The following is a 22,855-nucleotide window of genomic DNA, read 5'->3' on the forward strand; positions in this document are numbered from 1 at the left end:
TCGTTCGGCCGGGTGCCGGTCACGCCGGGACCGCCCCGGCCGACTCCAGCGGAATCCGCGCGTACACCCGGAAGCCGCCGCCCGGCCGCGGGCCGGTCCGCAGGACCCCACCGTAGAGGGCGACCCGCTCCCGCATGCCGACCAGACCGTGCCCGATCCGGTCGGCCGTCGGCGCCGGGCCGCGCCCGGTGTCGGTGACCTCCACCGCCAGGAAGCCGGGGGTGACCGTGAGCCGGACCAGCGCGGTGGCCCGGCCGGCGTGCTTGAGCGCGTTGGTCAGCGCCTCCTGCACGATCCGGTAGACGGTCAGCGCCACCCCGTCCTCCATCGGCCCGGGCGTGCCGTCGACCCGCAGCGTGACCGGCAGCCCGGCGTCGCGGACCTGCTCGATCAGGGCCTCGATGCCGGTCAGCCCCGGCTGCGGGGTCAGCTCGGCGGCCGGTTCGGCGTCGGTGCGCAGCACGTCCAGCAGCCGGCGCAGCTCCCGCAGGCTGGCCCGGCCGGTCTCCTCGACCGTGGCCATCGCCTCGTCCGCCGCGTCCGGGTCCCGGCGCAGCACCCGGCGCGCCCCGGTGGCCAGCACACCCATCACGCTGACATGGTGGGCCACCACGTCGTGCAGTTCCCGGGCGATCCGGCGCCGCTCGTCGGCGACCGCCTGTTCGGTCAGCGACCGCTGGGTGGCCTCGGCGACCCGGGCCCGCTCCCGCAGCATCCGGGTGGACTGCCGGCGGGCCTGCACCGCCCGACCCACCGCGAACGCCACCGAGGCGGTGAGCAGGTTGTTGAGCACCAGCACGCCGGGGCCCATGTCGAGCACCCCGTCCAGCGGCGCGACCACGTTCGCCAGCACCACCGGCACCCAGAGCAGCAGCGCGGCCAGGAAGGCCGAGCGCAGCGGCCGGTGCGCCGCCATGGTGTAGGTGAGAACGATAAAGGTCAGCCCCTGGGTGGTGGGCGCCAGCGCGAACAGCACCGGCACGGCCAGCGTGGCCACCGCCGCGCCCACCGCCGGCCACGGGGCGACCCGGCGGATCACCACCGGGGCGGCGCAGAGCACGCTCCAGCCCAGCGCCGCCCAGAGCTGCTCGGGCCGCAGCTCCCGCGGGGTCAGCAGCAGGAACGCCGCGTCCACGAGCGCCAGCGCGACAGCCGTGCCGGCGTCCACGGCCAGCGGCCGGTCCCGCGCCCACGCGCCTAGCCGGTTGGTCATGCCCCGACGCTAGCCGCCGCCCGGCGCGGGCCCTCGTCGCCGATGCCGAACCCGGCCTCCTCCGCGAGGAGGAGTCTCACTCGTCCGCGCCGGGGGCGGCCGGCCGGGACCGGGCGTCGGTCAGCGGGTCGGCCGGCCCGGCCACCGGGAACGGCGGCGGCGTGCCGCCGAAGCTCGGGCACAGCGCCTGGTGGCTGCACCAGTCGCAGAGCCGGCTCGGCCGGGGCCGGAAGTCCTGCCGGGCGGTGGCCTGCTCGATCGCCTGCCACAGCGCCACCACCGTGCGCTCGAAACGCAGCAGCTCCTCGGCGTCGGGGGAGTAGTCGCACACCTCGGCGTCCTTGAGGTAGAGCAGCCGCAGCACCCGCGGCACCACCCCCCGGGTCCGCCACAGCACCAGGGCGTAGAACTTCAGCTGGAACAGCGCCCGCGCCTCGAACGCCTCCCGCGGGGCGCCGCCGGTCTTGTAGTCGACCACCCGCAGCGCGCCGTCGGGCGCCACGTCGAGCCGGTCGAGGTAGCCCCGGATGAGCAGCTCGTCGTCGACCACCGCGGAGATCAGCGCCTCCCGCTCGGCCGGCTCCAGGCGGCGCGGGTCCTCCACCGCGAAGTAGCCCTCCAGCAGCGCCGCCGCCGAGCGCAGGAACCCGTCCACCGCGGCCGCGTCGCCCTCGGCGAACAGCGTGGCCAGCTCCGGCTGCTCGGTGACCAGCCGGTCCCACTGCGGGGCGACCAGGTCGCCGGCCGACTCCGGGGTGCGGGCCCCCGCCGGCAGGTCGAACAACCGCTCCAGCACGGCGTGCACCAGCGTGCCCCGGACCTGCTCCACGGTGGGTCGCTCGGGCAGTCGGTCGATGCTGCGGAACCGGTAGAGCAGCGGGCAGGTCTTGAAGTCGGCCGCCCGCGACGGCGACAGCGACGCCCGCACCCTGGCCGGTGTCTCCGCGCTCGGATCGTGCTGGGTGTCGATCACCGGTTCCGCCGTCATGCCCGGAAGGTTAGGGCACCGGTGTGACAGGGCGGCCGTCGCCGCACCGGGGCATGATCGGCGCCGCTGTGCCGTCCTTCGATCGCGACTGCGGGGCTCGCAGAACCGGCTCACTCCTCGCGCTCACGTAGCATCGGGCCGGTGGAGCAGCGGTCCCGCCCGTCGCGCCGGCCCGGGCTGACCCTCGGCCGGGTCTTCGGGGTGCCGCTGCGCGCCGACGCCTCGATGCTGCTGCTCACCGTGGTCGTCACGGTGCTCTACGCCGCGCTGGCCCGCCGCCAGCTCGACCTCGGCCACCTGGGCGGCTACCTGGTCGGCCTCGGCTTCGTGGTCTCCCTGCTCGGCTCGGTGCTGCTGCACGAGCTGGGGCACGCGCTGACCGCCCGGCACTACGGCATCGGTGTGCGGGGGATCACCCTGGAGCTGCTCGGCGGCTACACCGAGATGGACCGGGACGCCCCCAGCCCCAAGGTCGACCTGCTGGTCTCCCTCGCCGGCCCGGCCGTCTCGGCGGTGCTCGGCGCCGGTGCCGTCGCCGCCACCGTGGCCCTGCCCGCCGGCACCCTCGCCCACCAGCTCGCCTTCCAGCTCGCGGTCAGCAACGTCGTGGTCGCCGTCTTCAACAGCCTGCCCGGGCTGCCCCTGGACGGGGGCCGGGCGCTGCGCGCCGCGGTCTGGGCGGTCACCCGGGACCGGCACCGGGGCACCGAGGTGGCCGGCTGGATCGGCCGGGCCGTGGCGGTCGCCACCGTGGCCCTGGTCGTGCTGCTCACCCTGCGCCGGGCGCTCGCCCCGCTCGCCCTGCCGTTGATGCTGCTGGTCGCGGTGACCCTCTGGCGGGGCGCCGGCCAGTCCATCCGGATGGCCCGGATCGGCCGCCGCCTGCCGCTGGTCGACCTGGCCCGGCTGGCCCGCCCGCTGCTGCCGGTGCCCACCGGCACCCCGCTCGCCGAGGCGCAGCGCCGTCGCGCCGAGGGGGCCACGCCCGACGCCGCGCTCGCCGTGGTCGACTCCGCCGGCCGCCCGGTCGCCCTGGTCGACCCGGCCCGCGTCGCCGCCGTACCCGCGGAACGGCGGCCGTGGCTCGCGGTGGACGCGGTGGCCCGCGGCCTGGACAGCGTGCCCGCGCTGCCGGTCGGCGCGGACGGCGAGCGGGTGCTGGAGACCGTGCGGACCCACCCGGGCGCACAGTACGTCGTGACGGCAGGCGAAGATGTGGTCGGCGTCCTGCACATCGCGGATCTCGCCCAGCTCCTCGAACCCAAACGGAAGACGAACACGTGACCGCAGATACCTCCACCGTCCCGGCGCTGCCTCCCGTCCACCGGGGGCCGTTCCGCCCCGGCGACCGGGTCCAGCTGACCGACCCGAAGGGCCGGATGCACACCGTGACGCTGGAGCCCGGCAAGGAGTTCCACACCCACCGGGGGATCCTCAGCCACGACACGCTGATCGGCCTGCCCGACGGCAGCGTGGTCACCACCGCCGGCGGCGGCACCGCGTTCCTGGCCCTGCGGCCGCTCCTGTCCGACTACGTGCTCTCCATGCCGCGCGGCGCCCAGGTGATCTACCCGAAGGACTCGGCGCAGATCGTCGCCATGGGCGACATCTTCCCCGGCGCGAAGGTCCTGGAGGCCGGCGCCGGCTCCGGCGCGCTCTCCTGCTCGCTGCTGCGGGCCGTCGGCACCGACGGGGAGCTGCACTCCTTCGAGGTGCGCGACGACTTCGCCCAGATCGCCCGGCGCAACGTCGAGGCGTTCTTCAACGGCCCGCACCCCGCGTGGCGGCTGCACGTCGGCGACGTCGCCGACTGCACCGAGACCGGCTTCGACCGCATCATCCTGGACATGCTCACCCCCTGGGAGATGCTCGACATGGTCGAGCGGGCCCTCGTTCCGGGTGGCGTGCTGATCGGCTACGTGGCCACCACGCCGCAGCTCTCCGAGCTGGTGGAGGCGCTGCGCGAGCGGGGCGGCTGGACCGAGCCGCGCGCCTGGGAGTCCCTGGTCCGCGACTGGCACGCCGAGGGGCTCGCGGTCCGGCCCGACCACCGCATGATCGCGCACACCGCCTTCCTGGTCTCCGCGCGCAAGCTCGCCCCCGGGGTCACCGCCCCGCCGCGACGCCGCAAGCCCAGCAAGGGCGCCGAGGCGTACGCCCAGCGCCGCGACGCGCTGCGCGCTGCCGAGGCGGCCCGGCGGACGGCCGCCGAGGGCGAGGAGCCGGACCGGGCGTGACCCCGCGGCGCGGACGGGTATGAGCGGGCGGATCATGGGTCCCGGCGGGGACGACACCGAGCGGGTGGAGACGGTGGCATGAGCGAGCGGATCGGGGCACGCGGCGGGCGCCGCGCCCGCCCCGGCGGTCCGGACCGGCGGCGCACGGGCCGGGAGGCGGCGGCATGAGCAACCCGGACTACGGCAACGGCGACCTGCCCGCCGTGTTCCCCGACTGGTCGCCCTACACCGACCTGGAGTCGGCCGCCCGGGCCTACCTGCGCGACCCCGACATCGCCCTGGACGCCCTCGGCGGGGTGCTGCGCGGCGCCTCCGTGCTCGGCTTCACCCTGGAACGCTTCGTCAACGAGGTCAACGGGGTGTGGCAGGAGGTCGTCGTCTGCGACGGCAGCCGGCTGGTGCTCTGGCACGGCGAGGACGTCCCGCCGGGGGAGGGGCCGCCCGGCTCGATGACCTCCTCGCTGCGGGTGGTCCCGGTCTCCACGGTCACCGAGGTGGGCTGCCGACGGCGGCTCACCCGCGCCGAGACCGGCGAGGTCCGGGTCGACAGCATCGACGTCTACCTGCTGCTCAGCTCGCTGGACGAGGCGCCGCCCAGCGACGAGATGACCGGCGCGCCCCGGCACGACGCGCTGCGCTTCGGCAAGACCCTCGACGACGGCGGCGCCGGGCAGATCGCCCGGCTGGAGGAGTTCGCCCGGCTGGTCGCCTCGGTCGTCGGCCGCCCGATGCTCTGAGAGACACCGCGGGCCGGGGACCCCGTCCCCGGCCCGTCGGGTCCGTCAGCTCAGTCGTCGGCCTCCGGGCCGGCCACCTCCGCGCCGTCACCGGCGCGCACCACGTGGATGCACTCGCCCGGGCACTCCTTCGCGGAGTCGATCACCTCGAGGCGCAGGTGCTCCGGCACGTCCACCCGGGCGCCCGGGGCCTGGCGCAGCTCGCCGTCCGACCCCTTGACGTACGCGAGGCCGTCGACGTCGAACTCGAAGACCTCCGGCGCGTACTGCACGCACAGCCCGTCACCCGTGCACAGGTCCTGATCCACCCAGACCTGCAGCTGGTCCGTCGCGACGTCGGTCACGAAGCACCCCCCATGTTCTCCCGTCCCACGCTCCGACGGTACCCGAACGCCCGTACCCGCCCGACGACCAGCCCTTGGCGATCAAGCTTCGGTGACGAGCGCGTTGCGGAGGACCGAATCGGGCTCATAGCGGCTAGTGTTAGGTCAGAACGTTCAAGCCCCCCGGGGAGGTGGGACGTGGCACGCAGCGACGACGCGGACTCGCGCGCCGCACGGTGGGAGAAGGAGGCCCACGATCTCTCCACGCAGGTTGCGTTCCTTCAAGAGGAACTCGCCCTGGTGCGGCGCAAGTTGACCGAAAGCCCCCGACACGTCCGGCAGCTCGAGGAGCGGCTGGCGGCCACCCAGGCGCAGTTGGCGCGGCTGACCGAGAACAACGAACGGCTCGTGAGCACCCTCAAGGAGGCTCGCGCGCAGATCGTGACGCTCAAGGAGGAGATCGACCGCCTCGCCCAGCCGCCGAGCGGCTACGGCGTCTTCCTGGCGAAGCACGACGACGGCACGGTGGACGTCTTCACCGGCGGGCGCAAGCTCCGGGTGGCCGTCTCGCCCTCGCTCGAGGTCGAGGAGCTGCGGCGGGGCCAGGAGGTCCTGCTCAACGACGCCCTCAACATCGTCGACGCGTTCGGCTACGAGCGGGTCGGCGAGGTCGTGATGCTCAAGGAGATCCTCGCGGGTCCCGACGGCGCGCCGGGCGACCGGGCGCTGGTGGTCTCGCACTCCGACGAGGAGCGGATCGTGCACCTCGCCGAGACCCTGATCGGTTCGCCGATCCGGGCCGGCGACTCGCTCATGATCGAGCCCCGCTCGGCCTACGCGTACGAGCGGATCCCGAAGAGCGAGGTCGAGGAGCTCGTCCTGGAGGAGGTGCCCGACGTCGGCTACACCGACATCGGTGGCCTCCACTCGCAGATCGAGCAGATCCGCGACGCGGTCGAGCTGCCCTTCCTGCACGCCGACCTGTTCCGCGAGCACCAGCTCCGGCCGCCGAAGGGCATCCTGCTCTACGGGCCGCCCGGCTGCGGCAAGACGCTGATCGCCAAGGCGGTGGCCAACTCGCTGGCCAAGAAGATCGCCGAGCGGCGGGGCGAGGAGAAGCACACCAGCTTCTTCCTCAACATCAAGGGCCCCGAGCTGCTCAACAAGTACGTCGGCGAGACCGAGCGGCACATCCGGCTGATCTTCCAGCGGGCGCGGGAGAAGGCCGGCGAGGGCACCCCGGTGATCGTGTTCTTCGACGAGATGGACTCCGTCTTCCGCACCCGCGGCTCCGGTGTCTCCTCCGACGTGGAGAACACCATCGTCCCGCAGCTGCTCAGCGAGATCGACGGCGTGGAGGGCCTGGAGAACGTCATCGTCATCGGCGCCTCCAACCGGGAAGACATGATCGACCCGGCGATCCTGCGCCCCGGCCGGCTCGACGTGAAGATCAAGATCGAGCGGCCGGACGCCGAGGCGGCCAAGGACATCTTCTCCAAGTACATCCTCTCCGGGCTGCCGCTGCACGCCGACGACCTGGCCGAGCACGGCGGCGACCCACAGGCCACCGTGGCGGCGATGATCGACGCGGTCGTGCTGCGGATGTACTCGGAGACCGAGGAGAACCGCTTCCTCGAGGTCACCTACGCCAACGGCGACAAGGAAGTCCTCTACTTCAAGGACTTCAACTCCGGCGCGATGATCCAGAACATCGTCGACCGGGGCAAGAAGATGGCCATCAAGGAGTTCCTCACCTCCGGGCGCAAGGGTCTCCGGCTCCAGCACCTCCTCGACGCCTGCGTCGACGAGTTCCGCGAGAACGAGGACCTGCCCAACACCACCAACCCTGACGACTGGGCCCGCATCTCCGGCAAGAAGGGCGAGCGGATCGTCTACATCCGCACGCTCGTCTCCGGCGGCAAGGGCGCCGAGGCCGGCCGGTCCATCGAGACCGCCAGCAACACCGGCCAGTACCTGTAGTCCGACGGCACGACGGAGGCCCGCGGCGCACCGCGCCGCGGGCCTCCGCGCGTCCGCGCCGGGCGCCGCCACACCGGATGCCCCGGGCCGCCGCGCCCCCTTCCCGCGTGACGGCGACTACGCTCGACGTGACGGGGGGACCGGGACGGGCGAGCGGAGCGGGCAGGTCGATGAGCGTTAGACGGATCATGGGCACCGAGGTCGAGTACGGCATCTCCGTGCCCGGCCAGGCCGGAGCCAACCCGATGGTCACCTCCTCCCAGGTGGTCAACGCCTACGGGGCGCGGCCGGAACTCAACCGGGGCGGCCGGGCCCGCTGGGACTACGAGGAGGAGTCGCCGCTGCGCGACGCCCGCGGCTTCACCTACTCCGGGGCGGCCTACGACCCGGCCGAGGCGCTCGCCGACGAGGATCTCGGGCTGGCCAACGTCATACTCACCAACGGCGCCCGCCTCTACGTCGACCACGCGCACCCGGAATACTCCACGCCCGAGGTGACCAACCCCCTCGACGTGGTGCGCTGGGACAAGGCCGGTGAGCGGGTGATGGCCGAGGCGTCCAAGCGGGCCGCCACCATCCCGGGCACCCACCCGATCCACCTCTACAAGAACAACACCGACAACAAGGGCGCCAGCTACGGCTCCCACGAGAACTACCTGATGCGGCGGCAGACCCCGTTCGCCGACATCGTGGCGTACCTGACGCCGTTCTTCGTCACCCGGCAGATCGTCTGCGGCGCCGGCCGGGTCGGCATCGGCCAGGACGGCGGCCAGAGCGGCTTCCAGATCTCCCAGCGCGCCGACTTCTTCGAGGTCGAGGTGGGGTTGGAGACCACCCTCAAGCGGCCGATCATCAACACCCGCGACGAGCCGCACGCGGACGCCGACAAGTACCGCCGGCTGCACGTCATCATCGGCGACGCCAACCTCTCGGAGATCTCCACCTACCTGAAGGTCGGCACCACGGCGCTGATCCTCACCATGATCGAGGAGAAGGCGCTCGGCCCGGACCTGGGCATCGCCGACCCGGTCAGCGAGCTGCGGGCGGTCAGCCACGACCCGTCGCTCAAGCACCTCATGCGGATGCGCGACGGCCGCAAGCTGACCGCGCTGGACGTGCAGTGGGCGTACCTGGAGCGGGTCCGGTCCTTCGTGGACGACCGCTACGGCGCCGACGCGGACGCGCAGACCACCGACGTCCTCGACCGGTGGGAGAGCGTGCTGGACCGGCTCGGCCGCGACGCCTTCGAATGCGCCGACGAGCTGGACTGGGTGGCCAAGCTGCGGCTGCTGGAGGGCTACCGGGAGCGGGAGAAGCTCGGCTGGGGCTCGCACAAGCTCCAGCTGGTCGACCTGCAGTACTCGGACGTGCGGCCGGAGAAGGGGCTCTACCACCGGCTGGTGCAGCGGGGCTCGATGAAGACCCTGCTGACCGACGAGCAGACCCGCGCGGCGATGACCGAGCCGCCGGAGGACACCCGGGCCTACTTCCGTGGCCGCTGCCTCGCCCAGTACGCCTCCGAGGTGGTCGCCGCGAGCTGGGACTCGGTGATCTTCGACGTGGGCCGGGAGTCGCTGGTCCGGGTGCCGATGATGGAGCCCGAGCGGGGCACGCGTCAGCACGTCGGGTCGCTCTTCGACCGCTGCGATACCGCCAAGGACCTGCTGGAGATGCTGACCGGCGGCTGAGCCGGATGACGGAAGGCCCGTCCCGTGCCGGAACCCGGCGCGCGACGGGCTTTTCGTCGTCCGCGCGAGGTAAGTTGATCGCAGGCGATCGTGCAGGAGGCACACCATGGCGACCCAAGAAGGCGGCCAGACCCAGTCCGGCAAGTCCCACGAGGAGGTCGAGGAGGTCACCGCGCAGGCCAACCCCGAGGTTGCCGAGCGGCACGCCGAGATCACCGAGGACGTCGACGACCTGCTCGACGAGATCGACTCCGTCCTGGAGGAGAACGCAGAGGAGTTCGTGAGGGGGTATGTGCAGAAAGGGGGCCAGTGAGGCTTATGTCCGATTCGCCGGAGGCTTCCCACAAACTTTGCCCTCAGTGTGGCCGGTCGCTGCCGATATCGGCGTTCCACCGCAACCGGCGCCGTCCGGATGGTGTGGCGTTCTACTGTAAGACCTGCGCGGCGGCGCGCTCCGAGGCGAGCCGCCGCAAGCGCGGGATCACGCCGCAGAAGAAGGCCTCCGTGCCGGTCGCCGACGGCCTGAAGTGGTGTCCTGACTGTGAGCAGATCAAACCGGTTGAGGACTTCCCTCGCACCACCAGAGGGAGCGGGCGGCACAGCTACTGCAAGCCGTGCCACAACGCTCGCGGCAATGAGACCAAGCAACGGCTCTACGGCGGCAATCGTGAGTACCACCTGCGGCGGCGGTACGGGATCGGGCAGAAGGAGTTCGACGAGCTTCTCGCCGAGCAGGGTGGCGTGTGCGCGATCTGCGGGTCACCCGACCCGGAACACCTGGACCACGATCATCGCACCGGATGGGTGCGCGGGATACTCTGCTTCAACTGCAACGGTGGTCTTGGCCAGTTCAAGGACAGCCCCGAGAGTCTGGCCAGGGCGATCACGTACCTGAGAGGAACCACGTGGCAGCGGGTTTTGATCCATCCGGGCGTCTTCCAGATGTGTTCACCAACGCGGGGACGTCCTCCTTCACAGCGTTCCTGAGCAAGGTGGCTCCCGAGATGCTGCCCGGCCGTCGGCCGCTGCCGCCCGGCATGGCCGCCGACATGGCGCCGCACGCGACGACCATCGTGGCCATCTCGGCCAGCGGTGGCGTGGTGATGGCCGGCGACCGGCGCGCCACGATGGGCAACCTGATCGCCCAGCGCGACATCGAGAAGGTTCACCCGGCCGACGCGTACTCGCTGGTCGGCATCGCGGGCACCGCGGGCATCGGCATCGAGCTGATGCGACTGTTCCAGGTGGAGCTGGAGCACTACGAGAAGATCGAGGGCGCGATGCTCTCGCTCGACGGCAAGGCCAACCGGCTGGCCTCCATGATCCGGGGCAACCTGGGCGCCGCGATGCAGGGCCTCGCCGTGATCCCGCTCTTCGCCGGCTTCGACCTGGCCGCCGCCGACCCGGTCCGGGCCGGGCGGATCTTCAGCTTTGACGTGACCGGCGGTCCCTACGAGGAGACCGGCTACGACGCGATCGGCTCCGGCTCCTTGTTCGCCAAGTCCGCACTGAAGAAGCGGTTCCGGGCGGGCCTGTCGATCGACGACGCGACGCGGCTGGCCGTGGAGGCGCTCTACGACGCGGCCGACGACGACACCGCGACCGGTGGCCCGGACCTGACCCGGCGGATCTACCCGGTGGTGATGACCGCGACCGCCGAGGGCACCCGCCGGCTCACCGACGCCGAGACGGCGGCGATCGCGGAGGGCGTGGTGTCCGCCCGGATGGAGAACCCGGGCGGCTGACCCCGCTCCCACCGCACCTGAGTCAGCAGTCCCGCAGTACAGCGCCCGAAGGAGAACCGCCGCCGTGGCCATGCAGTTCTACGCCTCGCCCGAGCAGATCATGCGCGACCGCTCCGAGCTGGCCCGCAAGGGCATCGCCCGGGGCCGCAGCGCGGTGGTCCTGAGCTACGAGGGCGGGGTGCTCTTCGTCGCGGAGAACCTGTCCAGCACCCTGCACAAGGTCAGTGAGATCTACGACCGCATCGGCTTCGCCGCGGTGGGCCGGTACAACGAGTTCGAGAACCTGCGCCGGGCCGGGGTGCGGATGGCCGACCTGAACGGCCTGAGCTACGACCGGCGGGACGTCACCGGGCTGGGCCTGGCGAACGCGTTCGCGCAGACGCTGGGCGCGATCTTCACGGAGCAGTCGAAGCCGTTCGAGGTGGAGATCTGCGTCGCCGAGGTGGGTGCCACGCCGGACGACGACGCGCTCTACCGGCTGACCTACGACGGGTCGGTCAACGACGAGCCGGGCCGGATGGCGATGGGCGGCCAGGCCGAGGCGATCACCGGGGTGCTGAAGAACGAGCACCGGCCGGAGATGTCGCTGGCGGAGGCGGTCCGCGCCGCGATGAAGGCGCTGAGCAGCGTCGGCGGCGAGGGCGGGGCGGCCCGCACGATCGCGGCGAACCAGCTGGAGGTGGCGGTCCTGGACCGGCGCCGGGTGGGGCGGACGTTCCGGCGGATCACCGGCGCCGCGTTGACCGCGCTGCTGGAGGGCGACGAGAGCGCTGACGCGGCGCCGGCGGCGGGGCGGGCGAAGACCCCGACGGTGCCGACCGCGGAGGCGAAGAAGCCGACCACGTCGGCGGGCTCGGCGGACCTGGAGGGCCAGCCGCAGGAGGAGCAGCCCGAGGAGTGACGCCGGCCGGCTGCCGGGCCCCGAGCCCGGCCCCGTCAGCGGTGCGGCTTCAGCGTGGTCCACCAGGCGCGGTTGGCCCGGTACCAGTCGACGGTGGCGGCCAGCCCGTGGTCGAGGTCGACCGTGGGGGTCCAGCCGAGTTCGCGCCGGGTGGTGGCGCAGTCCAGGGCGTACCGGCGGTCGTGGCCCTTGCGGTCGGCGACCGGCCGGACCCGCTCCCAGCCGGCGCCGCAGGCGGCGAGCAGCCGGCCGGTGAGGTCCCGGTTGGTGAGTTCGGCGCCGCCGCCCAGGTGGTAGATGCCGCCGGGCCGCCCGCGGGTCTGGGCGAGCGCGACGCCGTGGCAGTGGTCGTCGACGTGCAGCCAGTCCCGGACGTTGCCGCCGTCGCCGTAGAGGGGCACGTCGTGCCCGTCGAGCAGGTTGGTGACGAACAGCGGGATGATCTTCTCTGGGTACTGGTAGGGCCCGTAGGTGTTGGCGCCGCGGGTGACCACGACGTCGAGTCCGTGGGTGCGGTGGTAGGCCAGCGCGAGCAGGTCCCCGGCGGCCTTGCTGGCCGAGTACGGGGAGCTGGGGTCCAGCGGGGCCTGTTCGGTCCAGGCGCCGGTGGTGATGGAGCCGTACACCTCGTCGGTGGAGACGTGGACGAAGCGGCGCACGCCGTGGCGCAGGGCGGCGTCGAGCAGGGTCTGGGTGCCGACCACGTTGGTGGTGACGAAGTCGGCGGCGGCGGCGATGGAGCGGTCCACGTGCGACTCGGCGGCGAAGTGCACGACGACGTCGTGGCCGGCGACGGTGGCGTCGACCAGGGCGGCGTCGCGGATGTCGCCGCGGACGACCCGCAGCCTCGGGTCGGCGCGGACGGGGTCGAGGGCGCCCTCGGTGGCGGCGTAGGTGTAGGCGTCGAGCACGGTGACGGCGTCGGCGGCGAGGTCCGGCTCGGCGCCGGTGAGCAGCCGCCGGACGTACGCCGAGCCGATGAAGCCGGCGCCGCCGGTGACGAGGATTCTCACGGCAGGGACCGTACCCGGCGGTGGGATGTGCGAACGCGGGGAATGCCCGGCCCGGTGCGGATGAGACCGCTGGGTTGAGCGCTGCCCATCTGGGGCCCCGGGCGGCTAATGTCACATCATGGAGCGGCGAATCTTCGGCCTCGAAACCGAGTACGGCGTCACCTGCACCTATCGCGGGCAACGCCGACTGTCCCCCGACGAGGTCGCGCGGTACCTGTTCCGGCGGGTGGTGTCGTGGGGCCGGTCGAGCAACGTCTTCCTGCGCAACGGAGCCCGCCTCTACCTGGACGTGGGCTCGCATCCGGAGTACGCGACGCCGGAGTGCGACTCGGTGACCGACCTGGTGGCCCATGACCGGGCGGGGGAGCGGATCCTGGAGGGGCTGCTCGTCGACGCCGAGAAGCGGCTGCACGACGAGGGCATCGCGGGTGAGATCTACCTGTTCAAGAACAACACCGACTCGGCCGGCAACTCGTACGGCTGCCACGAGAACTACCTGGTGTCCCGGCACGGCGAGTTCGGCCGGCTGGCCGACGTGCTGATCCCGTTCCTGGTCACCCGGCAGTTGATCTGCGGCGCGGGCAAGGTGCTGCAGACGCCGCGCGGCGCGGTCTACTGCCTGTCGCAGCGGGCCGAGCACATCTGGGAGGGCGTCTCCTCGGCGACCACCCGCAGCCGGCCCATCATCAACACGCGGGACGAGCCGCACGCCGACGCCGAGCGCTACCGGCGGCTGCACGTCATCGTCGGCGACTCGAACATGAACGAGGTCACCACGCTGCTGAAGGTCGGCACGGCCGACATCGTGCTGCGGATGATCGAGGCCGGGGTGGTGATGCGGGACCTGACGCTGGAGAACCCGATCCGGGCGATCCGCGAGGTGTCCCACGACATCACCGGCCGGCGCAAGGTGCGGCTGGCCTCCGGCAAGGAGGTCTCGGCGTTGGACATCCAGCAGGAATACCTGGCCAAGGCGACCGAGTTCGTGGAGCGCCGCGGCGGCGACCAGACCGCGAAGCGGGTCGTCGAGCTGTGGGGGCGGGTGCTGCGGGCGGTGGAGACCGGCGACCTGGACCCGGTGGCCCGCGAGATCGACTGGGTGACGAAGCTGCGGCTGATCGAGCGCTACCAGCGCAAGCACGACCTGCCGCTGTCGCACCCGCGGGTGGCGCAGATGGACCTGGCCTACCACGACCTGCGGCGCGGCCGGGGCCTGTACGGGCTGCTGGAGCGGCGCGGCGAGGTGGACCGGGTGGCCACCGACCCGGAGATCTTCGAGGCGAAGGAGACCCCGCCGCAGACCACCCGGGCGCGGCTGCGCGGCGAGTTCATCCGGCACGCCCAGGAGAAGCGGCGGGACTTCACCGTGGACTGGGTGCACCTGAAGCTGAACGACCAGGCGCAGCGCACGGTGCTGTGCAAGGACCCGTTCCGGGCGTACGACGAGCGGGTGGAGCGGCTGATCGCGAGCATGTGACCGGCGGGTGGGCGGCCGGTGCGGGGGCGCCGGCCGCCGGGCCCACGGGTACGCTGGCGTCGCGATGAACACTTCCGAACCTGCCGGCCGCCCGGGCCGCGACACGTCCGCCGGCCGCGACCGCGGCACCGAGAAGCTCAACTGGGTCGAGCGGCGCCGGGAGAAGATCCGCGCCGAGGTCGAGCGCAACCGCCGCGGCGAGTTCACCGTGCCGACCTGGGTGCTGGCCGCGGCGCTGGTCGTGATCGTCGTCGCCTGGCTGGCGTTGATCTTCTTCGCCGGCTGAGCCGGGGGCCACGGCCGGCGATCCGGTCGGGGGTGGGCGCTAGCCTCCTCGCGAACGGGAGCCGGTTCCCCGCCCTCCCGTCCGCCGGCGGGAGGAGTCGCGAGTGCCGAGGCGGAGCATGTCGGCCGGAGTGCCGCTGCTGTCCCGCCGGGCGCTGAACCGGGCCACCCTTGCCCGGCAGCTTCTGTTGGACCGGGCCCGCGTGCCGGCGATGGACGCAGTGCGCCGGCTGGTGGGGTTGCAGGGCCAGGTGCCGACCGCGCCCTACGTGGGGTTGTGGTCCCGGGTCGCCGGGTTCCGCCGCGACGACCTGACCGGGTTGCTGTCGCGACGCGAGGTGGTCCGGGCGACCACCCTGCGCGGGACGTTGCACGTGATCGCGTCCGACGACTACCGGTGGCTGCGTCCGCTGCTGCAACCGCTGATGGCGCGCCTGCAACGGCAGTTCATGGGCCGGGCGACGGGGGGCGTCGATCCCGCCGAGCTGGTGGCGTACGCCGCGGAACTGCTGGCGCGGGAGCCGCTGAGCCGCACCCGACTTCGGGAGCTGCTGGCGCGGCGCTGGCCGGACCCGGACCGTTCCGCCCTGCTGCACTCGGTGCAGTACCTGCTGCCGCTGGTGCATCTGCCGCCGGCCGGCACGTGGGGCGGTCGGGTGGACGGGCCGTGCGGGCTGGCCGAGGGCTGGCTCGACAGGCCGCTGGATGCGGCGGATCCCCTCGTCCTGGTCCGCCGCTACCTGGCCGCGTTCGCGCCGGCGGGCGTGCCGGACGTGCAGGCCTGGTCCGGGCTGACCCGGTTGGCCGAGGTCGTGGAGCCGCTCCGGGGCGAGCTGCGGGTGTTCCGCGACGAGCAGGGGCGGGAACTGTTCGACCTGCCGGACGCGGAGCGACCCGACCCGGACGCGCCGGTCCCGCCGCGGCTGCTCCCGGAGTACGACAACCTCCTGCTGTCCCACGCCGACCGCACCCGGGTGCTCGGTGACGCGGAGCGCCGGCGGGTGATCAGCCCGGCGGTGGCTGCCACCGTACTGGTGGACGGGTTCGTGGCCGGCACGTGGACGCTCGCGCGGCGGGGAGATGCGGCAACGCTGGAGGTGCGGCCGTTCCGCCCGCTCGCCGCGGCGGACCGGGACGCGCTGGCCGAAGAGGCGGAAAAGCTGCTCGCCTTCGCCGCTCCGGAGCTGCCGGACCGGAGGGTCCGGGTCTCCGAGCCGGGGCCTTGACGAGTCACCGCCCCCATGCTCGTCTATGGCTCGCGGGGAAGCCGAGACATGCCGCCGGGTTCCCCGGCCGACGACCAGGGAGCAGCTACTAGTGGTTGCTTTCCTTTCTAGAGCTGTCCACACTGGATTGCCGTGGGTGGTGTGTATCGGATCGGCGAGTTCGCCAAGCGGGTGGGCCGTTCGGTGAGCACGGTGCGCCGGTGGGAGGCGGAGGGCCGGATCACGGTCCGTCGTCTGCCGTCTGGGCAGCGGTATTTCGACGATTCGGATGTGCGCAGGGTGCTGCAGCCGGGCTTCGACGTCGACCGGCGGAAGGTTGTGGTGTACTGCCGGGTCTCGTCCCCGGGTCAGAAGGCCGACATGGCCTCGCAGGTGGCGGCGATGCAGCAGTTCTGCCTCGCTCGTGGTCTGGCCGTGGACGAGTGGATCAGCGAGGTCGGCGGCGGGATGGACCTTCGCCGCGAGAAGTTCCTGGCGTTGATGGACGCCGTCGACCGGGGTGAGGTCGCCACGCTGGTGGTGGCGCACCAGGACCGGTTGACCCGGTTCGGGTTCGGCTTGCTGGAGCACGTGGCGGCACGCGGCGGCTGCGAGATCGTCGTGGCCAACCAGGAGTCCCTGTCCCCGCAGCAGGAGTTGGTCGAGGACCTCCTGGCCGTCGTGCACACCTTCTCGGACCGGCTGGGCGGTTTGCGCCGCTACGAGAAGGAGTTAGAGAAGGCGGACTTGACCATGGAGGGCGACCGGTGAAGGTCACCCGGATCGCCTACTCGACCCGACTGAACCCGGGTAAGTACGCCGCCCTGGCGGAGCAGGCCCGCAGGTCGGGCCGGGTGCGCAGCGAGGTGTGGCAGCGCTACGGCTCCATCAACGGGGCCGGCCTGCGGGACCGGCAGGTGCGCGACCGGTGGCTGGCCGACGGCACGCATGTGCAGTTCGCCGTGTTGGCCAATGCGTGGAAGGAAACCGTCCGCGACGCCATGGCCGACATCGGGGCGAACCTGGCGGCGGCCAAGGTGCAGGTGCGGCGGGCGATCAGCCGACGCACCACCGACCCGGCTGAGCGTAGGCGGATGTTCACCGCGCTGAAGGCCGACCAGTGGGCTGAGGATCCGTTCCTGTCTCGGCAGATGCGCAAGCATTGGAGGCGGGGCCGCAACCGTACGCACGATCAGATCGTGGTGCGCGCCGACAGGTACCACAGCGCCGTCGATGGGCGGGGACGGTTGTGGCTGGCGATTCCCGGTCTCGAGCCCCGCAAGATGGTCAGGATCCCGCTGTCCACGACCGTCGCCCCGACCGGGACGCTGCGGCTGATCTTGCGCGGCGGCCGCGTCGAGGTGCACTACCAGATCGACGCGGCGCAGATGCGGTCGTCGCAGCGAGCATGCGGCGAGGCGACGACCGGCGTGGACAAGGGCTACACCGAAGCCCTCACCGACTCCAACGGCCAGCCCCACGGCTTAAAGCTCGGCGTGCTGCTGTCCAGCGAGTCGGACCGGTTGAAGGAACGAAACCGGCGTCGGGCGAAGCTCCGCTCAATCGCCAACAACGCCGCGCTGCGTGGCGACTGCGCGAAAGCGCACCGGATCAAGGCCAATAACCTCGGCACGATCAAGCGGGACCGGCGGGCCGCCCGACATCGAGCGCGGGTGCGTACGGAGGTCTTCACCGCGGTGCACGAGGTCGTGGACAAGGCCGCCACCGTGATCGCCGAGGATCTCACCAAACGCTTCACCGGCCGCAAAACCCTTCCTAAGAACATCAACCGGCGTCTCGCCGCGTGGACCAAAGGAGTCACCGCCGAGGCCCTGAAAAGCGTGTCGGAGCGCAGAGGTTCTGCGCTCGTACATGTCAACGCCGCCTACACCTCACAAACCTGTCACCGCTGCGGCCGGCTCGGCCGACGCAGCGGGGACCGGTTTCACTGCACTCCGTGCGGGGTGGTGTGGCAGGCCGACGTGAACGCCGCGATCAACATCCTGCACCGAGCCGGCGACCCCGACATCGCCCTGCACACCCCACACCACAAGGTGAAGCAGATCCTGCAGGACCGGACCGATCGCCACCGGACCAAACTGCCGGTCCAGGACTCCAACCCAGCCACCACCGGGCGGAGAGCGAACCATCCGAACCGCTCAACTATGAGCAACAAGTAGGAAGCAGCGTGACGTCATCGCACACATCGACCTCGGTCTGGACGAGCAGGCCCACCCCGGCATCAACGGGCTGGCCCGCTACCGCCCGGAGACCGCCAAGCCACTGCTCGACCTCGCCGACACGTTGCTGCACGCCCCGCATCCCACGTTGACGGCGGGGGAGCGGGAACTCATCGCCGCGTACGTCTCCGACCTGAACGCCTGCACGTTCTGCTGCTCGTCGCACTCGGCGTTCGCCGCCGCCCAGCTGCCGGCCGGGATGCCGCTGGTGGAGCAGGTCCGCCGGGACCTGGACGGAGCGCCGGTCGGGGAGAAGCTACGGGCGCTGCTGCGCATCGCCGGGGCGGTGCAGCGCGGCGGCCGGAAGGTCACCACCGGGCTGGTCGAGGCCGCCCGCGCCGAGGGCGCCACCGACCTGGAGATTCACGACACCGTGCTGATCGCCGCCGCGTTCTGCATGTACAACCGCTACGTCGACGGCCTGGGCACGGTGGCGCCGGCCGACCCGGCGGGCTACACCCGGGCCGCGGGGCACATCGTCGCGCACGGCTACGGGGCGCGCTGAGCCGTCTCAGCCGAGCAGGCGGGCCGCGTGGCGGCCGGCGGCGGCCGCGGCCAGGAAGTAGGCATGGTCGCCGTCGAGCCCGCGCCCCATCGTCGACAGGCCGACCGGGCTGGCCCGCAGCGCCGCGTCCAGGCCGCCGGTGGGCACGGTGACGATCCGGTGCCGTGCCGCGAGCGGGGCCAGCGCGGCGCCCACGTCGGCCGCGAGGGTCGGGTCGAGGCCGTCCGGCACGACCAGCTCCGCGGCGGCCAGAGCGACCCGGCCGTACGCGGTGAGGCTGTGGTGGGAGACGCCGCGGTGCCGGGGGCGGGGGTCGGCGTCGGAGATCCGCAGCGAGCCGACCGGCCGCCCGCCCAGCGTGGCGACCGCGTTGACCGCCTCGCCGACGGCCACCCCGGAGAAGCCCCAGCGGGTGCCGGTGCCGAGGTTGCCGGGCCCCTGGGCGACGATCGTGACGTCGGCGCCCAGCACGTGCCGCGCGGCGAGCAGGCCGCTATGCAGGGTGCTCGCCTCCAGGTCGCCGCCGAACGCCTGGCCCACGCTGACCGTGCCGGCCAGGTGCCCGGCGAGCCCGGCGAGGGTGCGGGAGAACCAGGCCGGCAGCGCCCCGCCGTCGGTGAGCAGGTAGGCCACCCGGGCGTCCGGGGCGTCGGCGTGGACGCCGGCCAGGATCGCCGGCAGCGCGGAGTGCAGGTCCGCGGTGACCACCGGCATCCCGTCGACGGACTCCGCGGCGGCCAGCCGCGCGTGGTGCGGAGAGGCCTCCTCGTCGACGCCGAGCAGGATCGGCTGCAGCGGGGTGTAGCGGGCCTTGACCAGGTGCCCGGCGTCGCGGGTGTCGGCGGCCTGCGGCGGGTCGGCGGGGAGCCGGTCGGGCAGGGCGACGACGAGGGCGTAGCCGCCGGTGCCGAGGCCCATCAGCAGGGCGCCGGCGTTGAGCAGCACCCGGTCGCCGGGCTCCGGGTCGCCGACCAGCGCCGGGTAGGCCAGGGCGCGCATCCGGCCGCCGTCGGGCAGGTCGACGTCGAGTTCGGCGGCGCCGGCCCACCGTCGCCGTACCGCCGTGACCGTGCCGGACCGCCATCGCACCATGCCGGCACGCTATCGGCCGGTGCCGGGACCGGCGGCGGCCGGGTCGGGCCGCCCGCGGGTCAGGGCACCCCGCCCGACTCCTGGTCCACCGCCCGCTCGTCCTCGTCCTGGGTGGTCCGGGCCCGATGCCCGGCGCTGCCGCGCATCGACCTGGTCGGGTCGAGGAAGACGTACCCGATCTCCGGGAACCGGTCGGTGAGCCGCCGCTCGGCCTCGTCGGCGGCGGCCTCGATGTCGGCGCCGGTGGCGTCGTCGTGGAAGTCGACCTTGGCGGCGACCAGGATGTCCTCCGGGCCGAGGAACATGGTCATCAGGGTGTCGATCCGGTCCACCGCGGGCAGCCCGGCCAGTTCGTGCTCGATCTGCCGGTGCACCCGGTCGGACACGGCCCGGCCGACCAGCAGCGAGATGTTGCTGCGGGCCAGGATGCCGGCGACCACCAGCAGCAGCACGCCGATGAGGATCGAGGCGACGCCGTCGTAGAGTTCGTCGCCGGTCAGGTGCGACAGCGTGAGCCCGGCGGCGGCGAGCAGCAGGCCGATCAGGGCGGCGCTGTCCTCCAGGAAGACCGCCTTGACCGTGGTGTCGGCGGTCAGCCGCAGGTAGCGGCGCGGGGTGGCCCGCCAGCGCCGGGACTCGTTGCGGACCTGCCGGACCGCCCGGGCCAGCGACACCGACTCGATGGCGAAGGAGATCGCCAGCACGAGGTACGAGGTCAGGTAGTTGCCGGTGTGCTCGTGCACGAGGATCGTGGTGACGCCGTGGGTGATGGCGAAGCCGGCGCCGACCACGAAGGTGAACAGCGCGGCGAGGAACGCCCAGACGTAGCTCTCCTTGCCGTACCCGAAGGGGTGCCGGGTGTCGGCGGGCCGTGCCCCGCGGCGCAGCGCCAGGTAGAGCAGCACCTCGGTGGTGGTGTCGGCAACCGAGTGGGCGGCCTCGGAGAGCATCGCCGCGGAGCCGGAGACCAGGCCCGCGACGAGCTTGGCGACCGCGATGGCGAGATTCGCCACGCCGGCCACCACGACCGTGCCGACGCTCTCGCTCTTGACCCCCGCCTCCGCCATGGGCTCACCCTATGGCCGCCGCCAGCCCGCCGCCCGGAGAGCGAGGCGGGCCCGGGGCGGTGTGGTGCGGATCGCCTCCGCGGCGGGACTCCCGCGCGCCGTGCCCGCGCGGGTGCCCGCTGCGGACGTGCGGGCTGCTAGCGTTCTCCACGTGTCGCGGACCCGTACCGAACGCCTGGTCAACCTGGTGATCTGCCTGCTGTCCACGCGACGGTTCCTGACCGCCGCGCAGATCGCCGCGACCGTGCCCGGCTACGAGCACGATCCGGACGACGCCAAGGACCACGAGGCCTTCCAGCGCAAGTTCGAGCGGGACAAGGCCGAGCTGCGGGAACTCGGGGTGCCGCTGGAGACCGGCACGGCCAGTGTCTTCGACGCCGAGCCGGGCTACCGGATCGCGCCCCGCGAGTACGCCCTGCCCGACATCCCTCTCGAACCGGACGAGGCCGCCGCCGTGGGCATCGCGGCACGGCTGTGGCAGCACGCCGGCCTGGCCGCCGCCGCCTCGTCGGGGCTGGCGAAGCTGCGCGCCGCCGGCATCGACGTGGACCCGCAGGCCACGCTGGGTCTGGAGCCGATGGTCACGGTCGACCCGGCGTTCGCTCCGCTGACCGCGGCCGCGCGCGACCGGCGCGAGGTCAACTTCGACTACCGGGTGCCCGACCGGGACGCCCCGACCCGCCGCCGGGTCCAGCCGTGGGGCGTGGTCTGCTGGCGCGGCCGCTGGTACGTGGTCGGCCACGACCTGGACCGGGCGGCGACCCGCTGCTTCCGGCTCTCCCGCGTGGTGGGCGCGGTCCGGGTGACCGGCCGGCCCGAGGCGTACGAGCCGCCCGCCGGGGTGGACCTGATCAGTCACGTGGCCCGCTGGTCGGGGCCGGTGGAGCGGACCGGCCGGGCCAGCGTGCTGGTCGCTCCCGGCCGTGCCGCGGGGCTGCGCCGCTGGGCGGTGGAGACCGACACCGGGCCGGACGGTGACCGCCTGGTCCTGCCCTACGCCGACGCCGACTACCTCGCCGGCCAGATCGTCGGGTACGGCCCGGACGTGCGGGTGCTGGAGCCGCCGGAGGTCCGCGAGGCGGTCATCCAGCGGCTGAAGGAGATCGCGGCCCGCCACGACGACCTGGCCGTGGCCGGGGGTGCCCGGTGACCCGCCCGGCGGCCCGCGGCGGTCGCGCCTCGGCGGACCGGCTGGCCCGGCTGCTCAACCTGGTGCCCTACCTGCTGGCCCGCCCCGGCATCGAGATCGCCGAGGCGGCGCACGACCTGGGGGTGACCGAGAAGCAGCTCCGCGAGGACCTGGAGCTGCTCTGGGTGTGCGGGCTGCCCGGTTACGGCCCCGGTGACCTGATCGACATGGCGTTCGACGGCGACCGCGTGACCATCACCTACGACGCCGGCATCGACCGCCCGCTGCGGCTCACCCCGGACGAGGCCCTGGCTCTGGTGGTGGCGCTGCGGATGCTCGCCGAGACGCCCGGGATCGCCAACCGGGAGGCGGTCGAGCGGGCCCTCGCCAAGATCGAGAGCGCCGCCGGTGACCTGGCCGGCGCCCCGGTCGAGGTGCGGCTGCCCGGCGACACGGCCCGGGCCCGCGAGCTGCGCGCCGCCGTGGAGCGCGGCCGGGCGCTGCGGATCACCTACTACACGGCCGCCCGGGACGAGACCACCGAGCGCACCATCGACCCGCTGCGGATGCTGATGGTCGGCGGCCGGGCGTACGTGGAGGCGTGGTGCCGCCGGGCCGAGGGGGTCCGGCTGTTCCGGGCCGACCGGATCGACGCGGTCACCGAGCTGGCCGAGCAGGCGGTGGTCCCGCCGCAGGCCCGCCCGCACGACCTCAGCGACGGGGTGTTCCGCCCCTCGCCGGACCTGCCGCTGATCTCTCTGCGGGTCGGCCGGGGCGAGCGGTGGATCACCGAGTACTACCCGTGCGAGCGGGTCGAGGCCGACGGCGAGCAGTGGCTGGTGTCGCTGCGGGTCACCGACCTGGGCTGGGCCCGCCGGTTCGTGCTCGGGCTCGGGCCCGACGTGACGGTGGTCGCGCCGACCGAGCTGGCCGAGCAGGTGCGGGCCCAGGCGGTCGCCGCGCTCGACGCGTACGCCACCCCGGTCGACCGCGCCGACCCGGCGGTGGCCGGCGTCACCCAGTAGGCTGA

General features: G+C 73.0%; 23 protein-coding genes. 17 read left to right on the forward strand and 6 right to left on the reverse strand.

Annotated features, from left to right (window positions below):
- Positions 1–19: 19 nt before the first annotated feature.
- Positions 20–1,213 (reverse strand): sensor histidine kinase, encoded by a 1,194-nt coding sequence (locus ACFYPD_RS28700; protein WP_387120055.1) that lies wholly within the window; start codon positions 1,211–1,213, stop codon positions 20–22.
- A gap of 76 nt (positions 1,214–1,289) precedes the next feature.
- Complete coding sequence (locus ACFYPD_RS28705; protein ID WP_387120058.1) at positions 1,290–2,201, reverse strand: RecB family exonuclease; 912 nt, start codon at positions 2,199–2,201, stop codon at positions 1,290–1,292.
- Between the two features lie 225 nt (positions 2,202–2,426).
- On the opposite strand from ACFYPD_RS28705, the gene ACFYPD_RS28710 reads away from it, so the two are divergent.
- From ACFYPD_RS28710 to ACFYPD_RS28720, 3 genes are all read left to right on the forward strand, one after another.
- On the forward strand, positions 2,427–3,485 hold the full coding sequence (locus ACFYPD_RS28710) for a M50 family metallopeptidase (protein ID WP_387120497.1): 1,059 nt from the start codon (positions 2,427–2,429) through the stop codon (positions 3,483–3,485).
- The gene (locus ACFYPD_RS28715; RefSeq protein WP_387120061.1) at positions 3,482–4,438 is read left to right on the forward strand and encodes a tRNA (adenine-N1)-methyltransferase; all 957 of its coding nucleotides are present in this window, start codon (positions 3,482–3,484) and stop codon (positions 4,436–4,438) included. The genes ACFYPD_RS28710 and ACFYPD_RS28715 overlap by 4 nt, the downstream gene beginning before the upstream one ends.
- A 164-nt stretch (positions 4,439–4,602) precedes the next feature.
- Entirely contained in the window at positions 4,603–5,175 is a 573-nt protein-coding gene (locus ACFYPD_RS28720; protein WP_387120063.1) for a hypothetical protein, read from the forward strand.
- A gap of 50 nt (positions 5,176–5,225) precedes the next feature.
- Here ACFYPD_RS28720 and ACFYPD_RS28725 read toward each other — a convergent pair whose 3' ends face one another.
- Positions 5,226–5,519, reverse strand: coding sequence for a ferredoxin (locus ACFYPD_RS28725; protein ID WP_387120066.1), 294 nt, complete (start codon positions 5,517–5,519; stop codon positions 5,226–5,228).
- Positions 5,520–5,696: 177 nt separating this feature from the next.
- On the opposite strand from ACFYPD_RS28725, the gene arc reads away from it, so the two are divergent.
- From arc to prcA, 6 genes are all read left to right on the forward strand, one after another.
- Positions 5,697–7,478 carry a proteasome ATPase gene (gene arc, locus ACFYPD_RS28730; RefSeq protein WP_387120069.1) on the forward strand — a complete coding sequence of 594 codons (1,782 nt, stop codon included), beginning with the start codon at positions 5,697–5,699 and terminating at the stop codon, positions 7,476–7,478.
- A 170-nt stretch (positions 7,479–7,648) separates the two neighbouring features.
- The gene (dop, locus tag ACFYPD_RS28735; protein ID WP_387120072.1) at positions 7,649–9,166 is read left to right on the forward strand and encodes a depupylase/deamidase Dop; all 1,518 of its coding nucleotides are present in this window, start codon (positions 7,649–7,651) and stop codon (positions 9,164–9,166) included.
- A gap of 106 nt (positions 9,167–9,272) precedes the next feature.
- Positions 9,273–9,479, forward strand: a complete 207-nt coding sequence (locus ACFYPD_RS28740) for a ubiquitin-like protein Pup (protein WP_073836803.1) — start codon at positions 9,273–9,275, stop codon at positions 9,477–9,479.
- Positions 9,480–9,583: 104 nt separating this feature from the next.
- Entirely contained in the window at positions 9,584–10,153 is a 570-nt protein-coding gene (locus ACFYPD_RS28745; RefSeq protein ID WP_387120076.1) for an endonuclease VII domain-containing protein, read from the forward strand.
- Positions 10,072–10,911, forward strand: coding sequence for a proteasome subunit beta (gene prcB / locus ACFYPD_RS28750; protein ID WP_387120079.1), 840 nt, complete (start codon positions 10,072–10,074; stop codon positions 10,909–10,911). The genes ACFYPD_RS28745 and prcB overlap by 82 nt, the downstream gene beginning before the upstream one ends.
- Before the next feature lie 64 nt (positions 10,912–10,975).
- Positions 10,976–11,812: a proteasome subunit alpha gene (gene prcA / locus ACFYPD_RS28755; protein WP_387120081.1), complete on the forward strand. Its 837-nt coding sequence runs from the start codon at positions 10,976–10,978 to the stop codon at positions 11,810–11,812.
- A 35-nt stretch (positions 11,813–11,847) separates the two neighbouring features.
- Here the strand turns inward: prcA and rfbB are convergent, their stop codons facing one another.
- The gene (gene rfbB / locus ACFYPD_RS28760; protein ID WP_387120084.1) at positions 11,848–12,825 is read right to left on the reverse strand and encodes a dTDP-glucose 4,6-dehydratase; all 978 of its coding nucleotides are present in this window, start codon (positions 12,823–12,825) and stop codon (positions 11,848–11,850) included.
- Between the two features lie 118 nt (positions 12,826–12,943).
- On the opposite strand from rfbB, the gene pafA reads away from it, so the two are divergent.
- From pafA to ACFYPD_RS28790, 6 genes are all read left to right on the forward strand, one after another.
- Positions 12,944–14,302, forward strand: coding sequence for a Pup--protein ligase (pafA, locus tag ACFYPD_RS28765; RefSeq protein WP_151462864.1), 1,359 nt, complete (start codon positions 12,944–12,946; stop codon positions 14,300–14,302).
- A gap of 64 nt (positions 14,303–14,366) precedes the next feature.
- On the forward strand, positions 14,367–14,588 hold the full coding sequence (locus ACFYPD_RS28770) for a hypothetical protein (protein WP_387120087.1): 222 nt from the start codon (positions 14,367–14,369) through the stop codon (positions 14,586–14,588).
- A gap of 103 nt (positions 14,589–14,691) precedes the next feature.
- Positions 14,692–15,813: a winged helix DNA-binding domain-containing protein gene (locus ACFYPD_RS28775; protein ID WP_387120090.1), complete on the forward strand. Its 1,122-nt coding sequence runs from the start codon at positions 14,692–14,694 to the stop codon at positions 15,811–15,813.
- A 132-nt stretch (positions 15,814–15,945) separates the two neighbouring features.
- Complete coding sequence (locus tag ACFYPD_RS28780; RefSeq protein WP_387120093.1) at positions 15,946–16,563, forward strand: IS607 family transposase; 618 nt, start codon at positions 15,946–15,948, stop codon at positions 16,561–16,563.
- A 95-nt stretch (positions 16,564–16,658) separates the two neighbouring features.
- Positions 16,659–17,972: an RNA-guided endonuclease TnpB family protein gene (locus ACFYPD_RS28785; protein ID WP_387120096.1), complete on the forward strand. Its 1,314-nt coding sequence runs from the start codon at positions 16,659–16,661 to the stop codon at positions 17,970–17,972.
- Positions 17,973–17,988: 16 nt separating this feature from the next.
- Positions 17,989–18,537, forward strand: coding sequence for a carboxymuconolactone decarboxylase family protein (locus ACFYPD_RS28790; RefSeq protein ID WP_387120500.1), 549 nt, complete (start codon positions 17,989–17,991; stop codon positions 18,535–18,537).
- A 6-nt stretch (positions 18,538–18,543) separates the two neighbouring features.
- Here the strand turns inward: ACFYPD_RS28790 and ACFYPD_RS28795 are convergent, their stop codons facing one another.
- Both ACFYPD_RS28795 and ACFYPD_RS28800 read right to left on the reverse strand, forming a co-directional pair.
- Positions 18,544–19,629 (reverse strand): DUF3866 family protein, encoded by a 1,086-nt coding sequence (locus tag ACFYPD_RS28795; RefSeq protein ID WP_387120099.1) that lies wholly within the window; start codon positions 19,627–19,629, stop codon positions 18,544–18,546.
- Between the two features lie 59 nt (positions 19,630–19,688).
- Positions 19,689–20,696: a cation diffusion facilitator family transporter gene (locus ACFYPD_RS28800; protein ID WP_387120101.1), complete on the reverse strand. Its 1,008-nt coding sequence runs from the start codon at positions 20,694–20,696 to the stop codon at positions 19,689–19,691.
- A 151-nt stretch (positions 20,697–20,847) separates the two neighbouring features.
- Here ACFYPD_RS28800 and ACFYPD_RS28805 point away from each other — a divergent pair, with 151 nt between their 5' ends.
- On the forward strand, positions 20,848–21,846 hold the full coding sequence (locus tag ACFYPD_RS28805) for a helix-turn-helix transcriptional regulator (RefSeq protein ID WP_387120103.1): 999 nt from the start codon (positions 20,848–20,850) through the stop codon (positions 21,844–21,846).
- Positions 21,843–22,850 (forward strand): helix-turn-helix transcriptional regulator, encoded by a 1,008-nt coding sequence (locus tag ACFYPD_RS28810; protein WP_387120106.1) that lies wholly within the window; start codon positions 21,843–21,845, stop codon positions 22,848–22,850. Before ACFYPD_RS28805 ends, ACFYPD_RS28810 begins: the two co-directional genes overlap by 4 nt.
- Positions 22,851–22,855 lie beyond the last annotated feature (5 nt).

It is taken from the genome of Micromonospora sp. NPDC005299, assembly GCF_042872345.1.
Taxonomy (GTDB): Bacteria; Actinomycetota; Actinomycetes; order Mycobacteriales; family Micromonosporaceae; genus Micromonospora.

What these genes read in the sequence shown, in the direction of transcription:
- ACFYPD_RS28700 (WP_387120055.1), bottom strand. Translation starts at nt 1,213, where the DNA reads ATGACCAACCGGCTAGGCGCGTGGGCGCGGGACCGGCCGCTGGCCGTG.
- ACFYPD_RS28705 (WP_387120058.1), bottom strand. Translation starts at nt 2,201, where the DNA reads ATGACGGCGGAACCGGTGATCGACACCCAGCACGATCCGAGCGCGGAG.
- ACFYPD_RS28710 (WP_387120497.1), top strand. Translation starts at nt 2,427, where the DNA reads ATGCTGCTGCTCACCGTGGTCGTCACGGTGCTCTACGCCGCGCTGGCC.
- ACFYPD_RS28720 (WP_387120063.1), top strand. Translation starts at nt 4,603, where the DNA reads ATGAGCAACCCGGACTACGGCAACGGCGACCTGCCCGCCGTGTTCCCC.
- dop (WP_387120072.1), top strand. Translation starts at nt 7,649, where the DNA reads ATGAGCGTTAGACGGATCATGGGCACCGAGGTCGAGTACGGCATCTCC.
- ACFYPD_RS28740 (WP_073836803.1), top strand. Translation starts at nt 9,273, where the DNA reads ATGGCGACCCAAGAAGGCGGCCAGACCCAGTCCGGCAAGTCCCACGAG.
- pafA (WP_151462864.1), top strand. Translation starts at nt 12,944, where the DNA reads ATGGAGCGGCGAATCTTCGGCCTCGAAACCGAGTACGGCGTCACCTGC.
- ACFYPD_RS28770 (WP_387120087.1), top strand. Translation starts at nt 14,367, where the DNA reads ATGAACACTTCCGAACCTGCCGGCCGCCCGGGCCGCGACACGTCCGCC.
- ACFYPD_RS28795 (WP_387120099.1), bottom strand. Translation starts at nt 19,629, where the DNA reads ATGGTGCGATGGCGGTCCGGCACGGTCACGGCGGTACGGCGACGGTGG.
- ACFYPD_RS28800 (WP_387120101.1), bottom strand. Translation starts at nt 20,696, where the DNA reads ATGGCGGAGGCGGGGGTCAAGAGCGAGAGCGTCGGCACGGTCGTGGTG.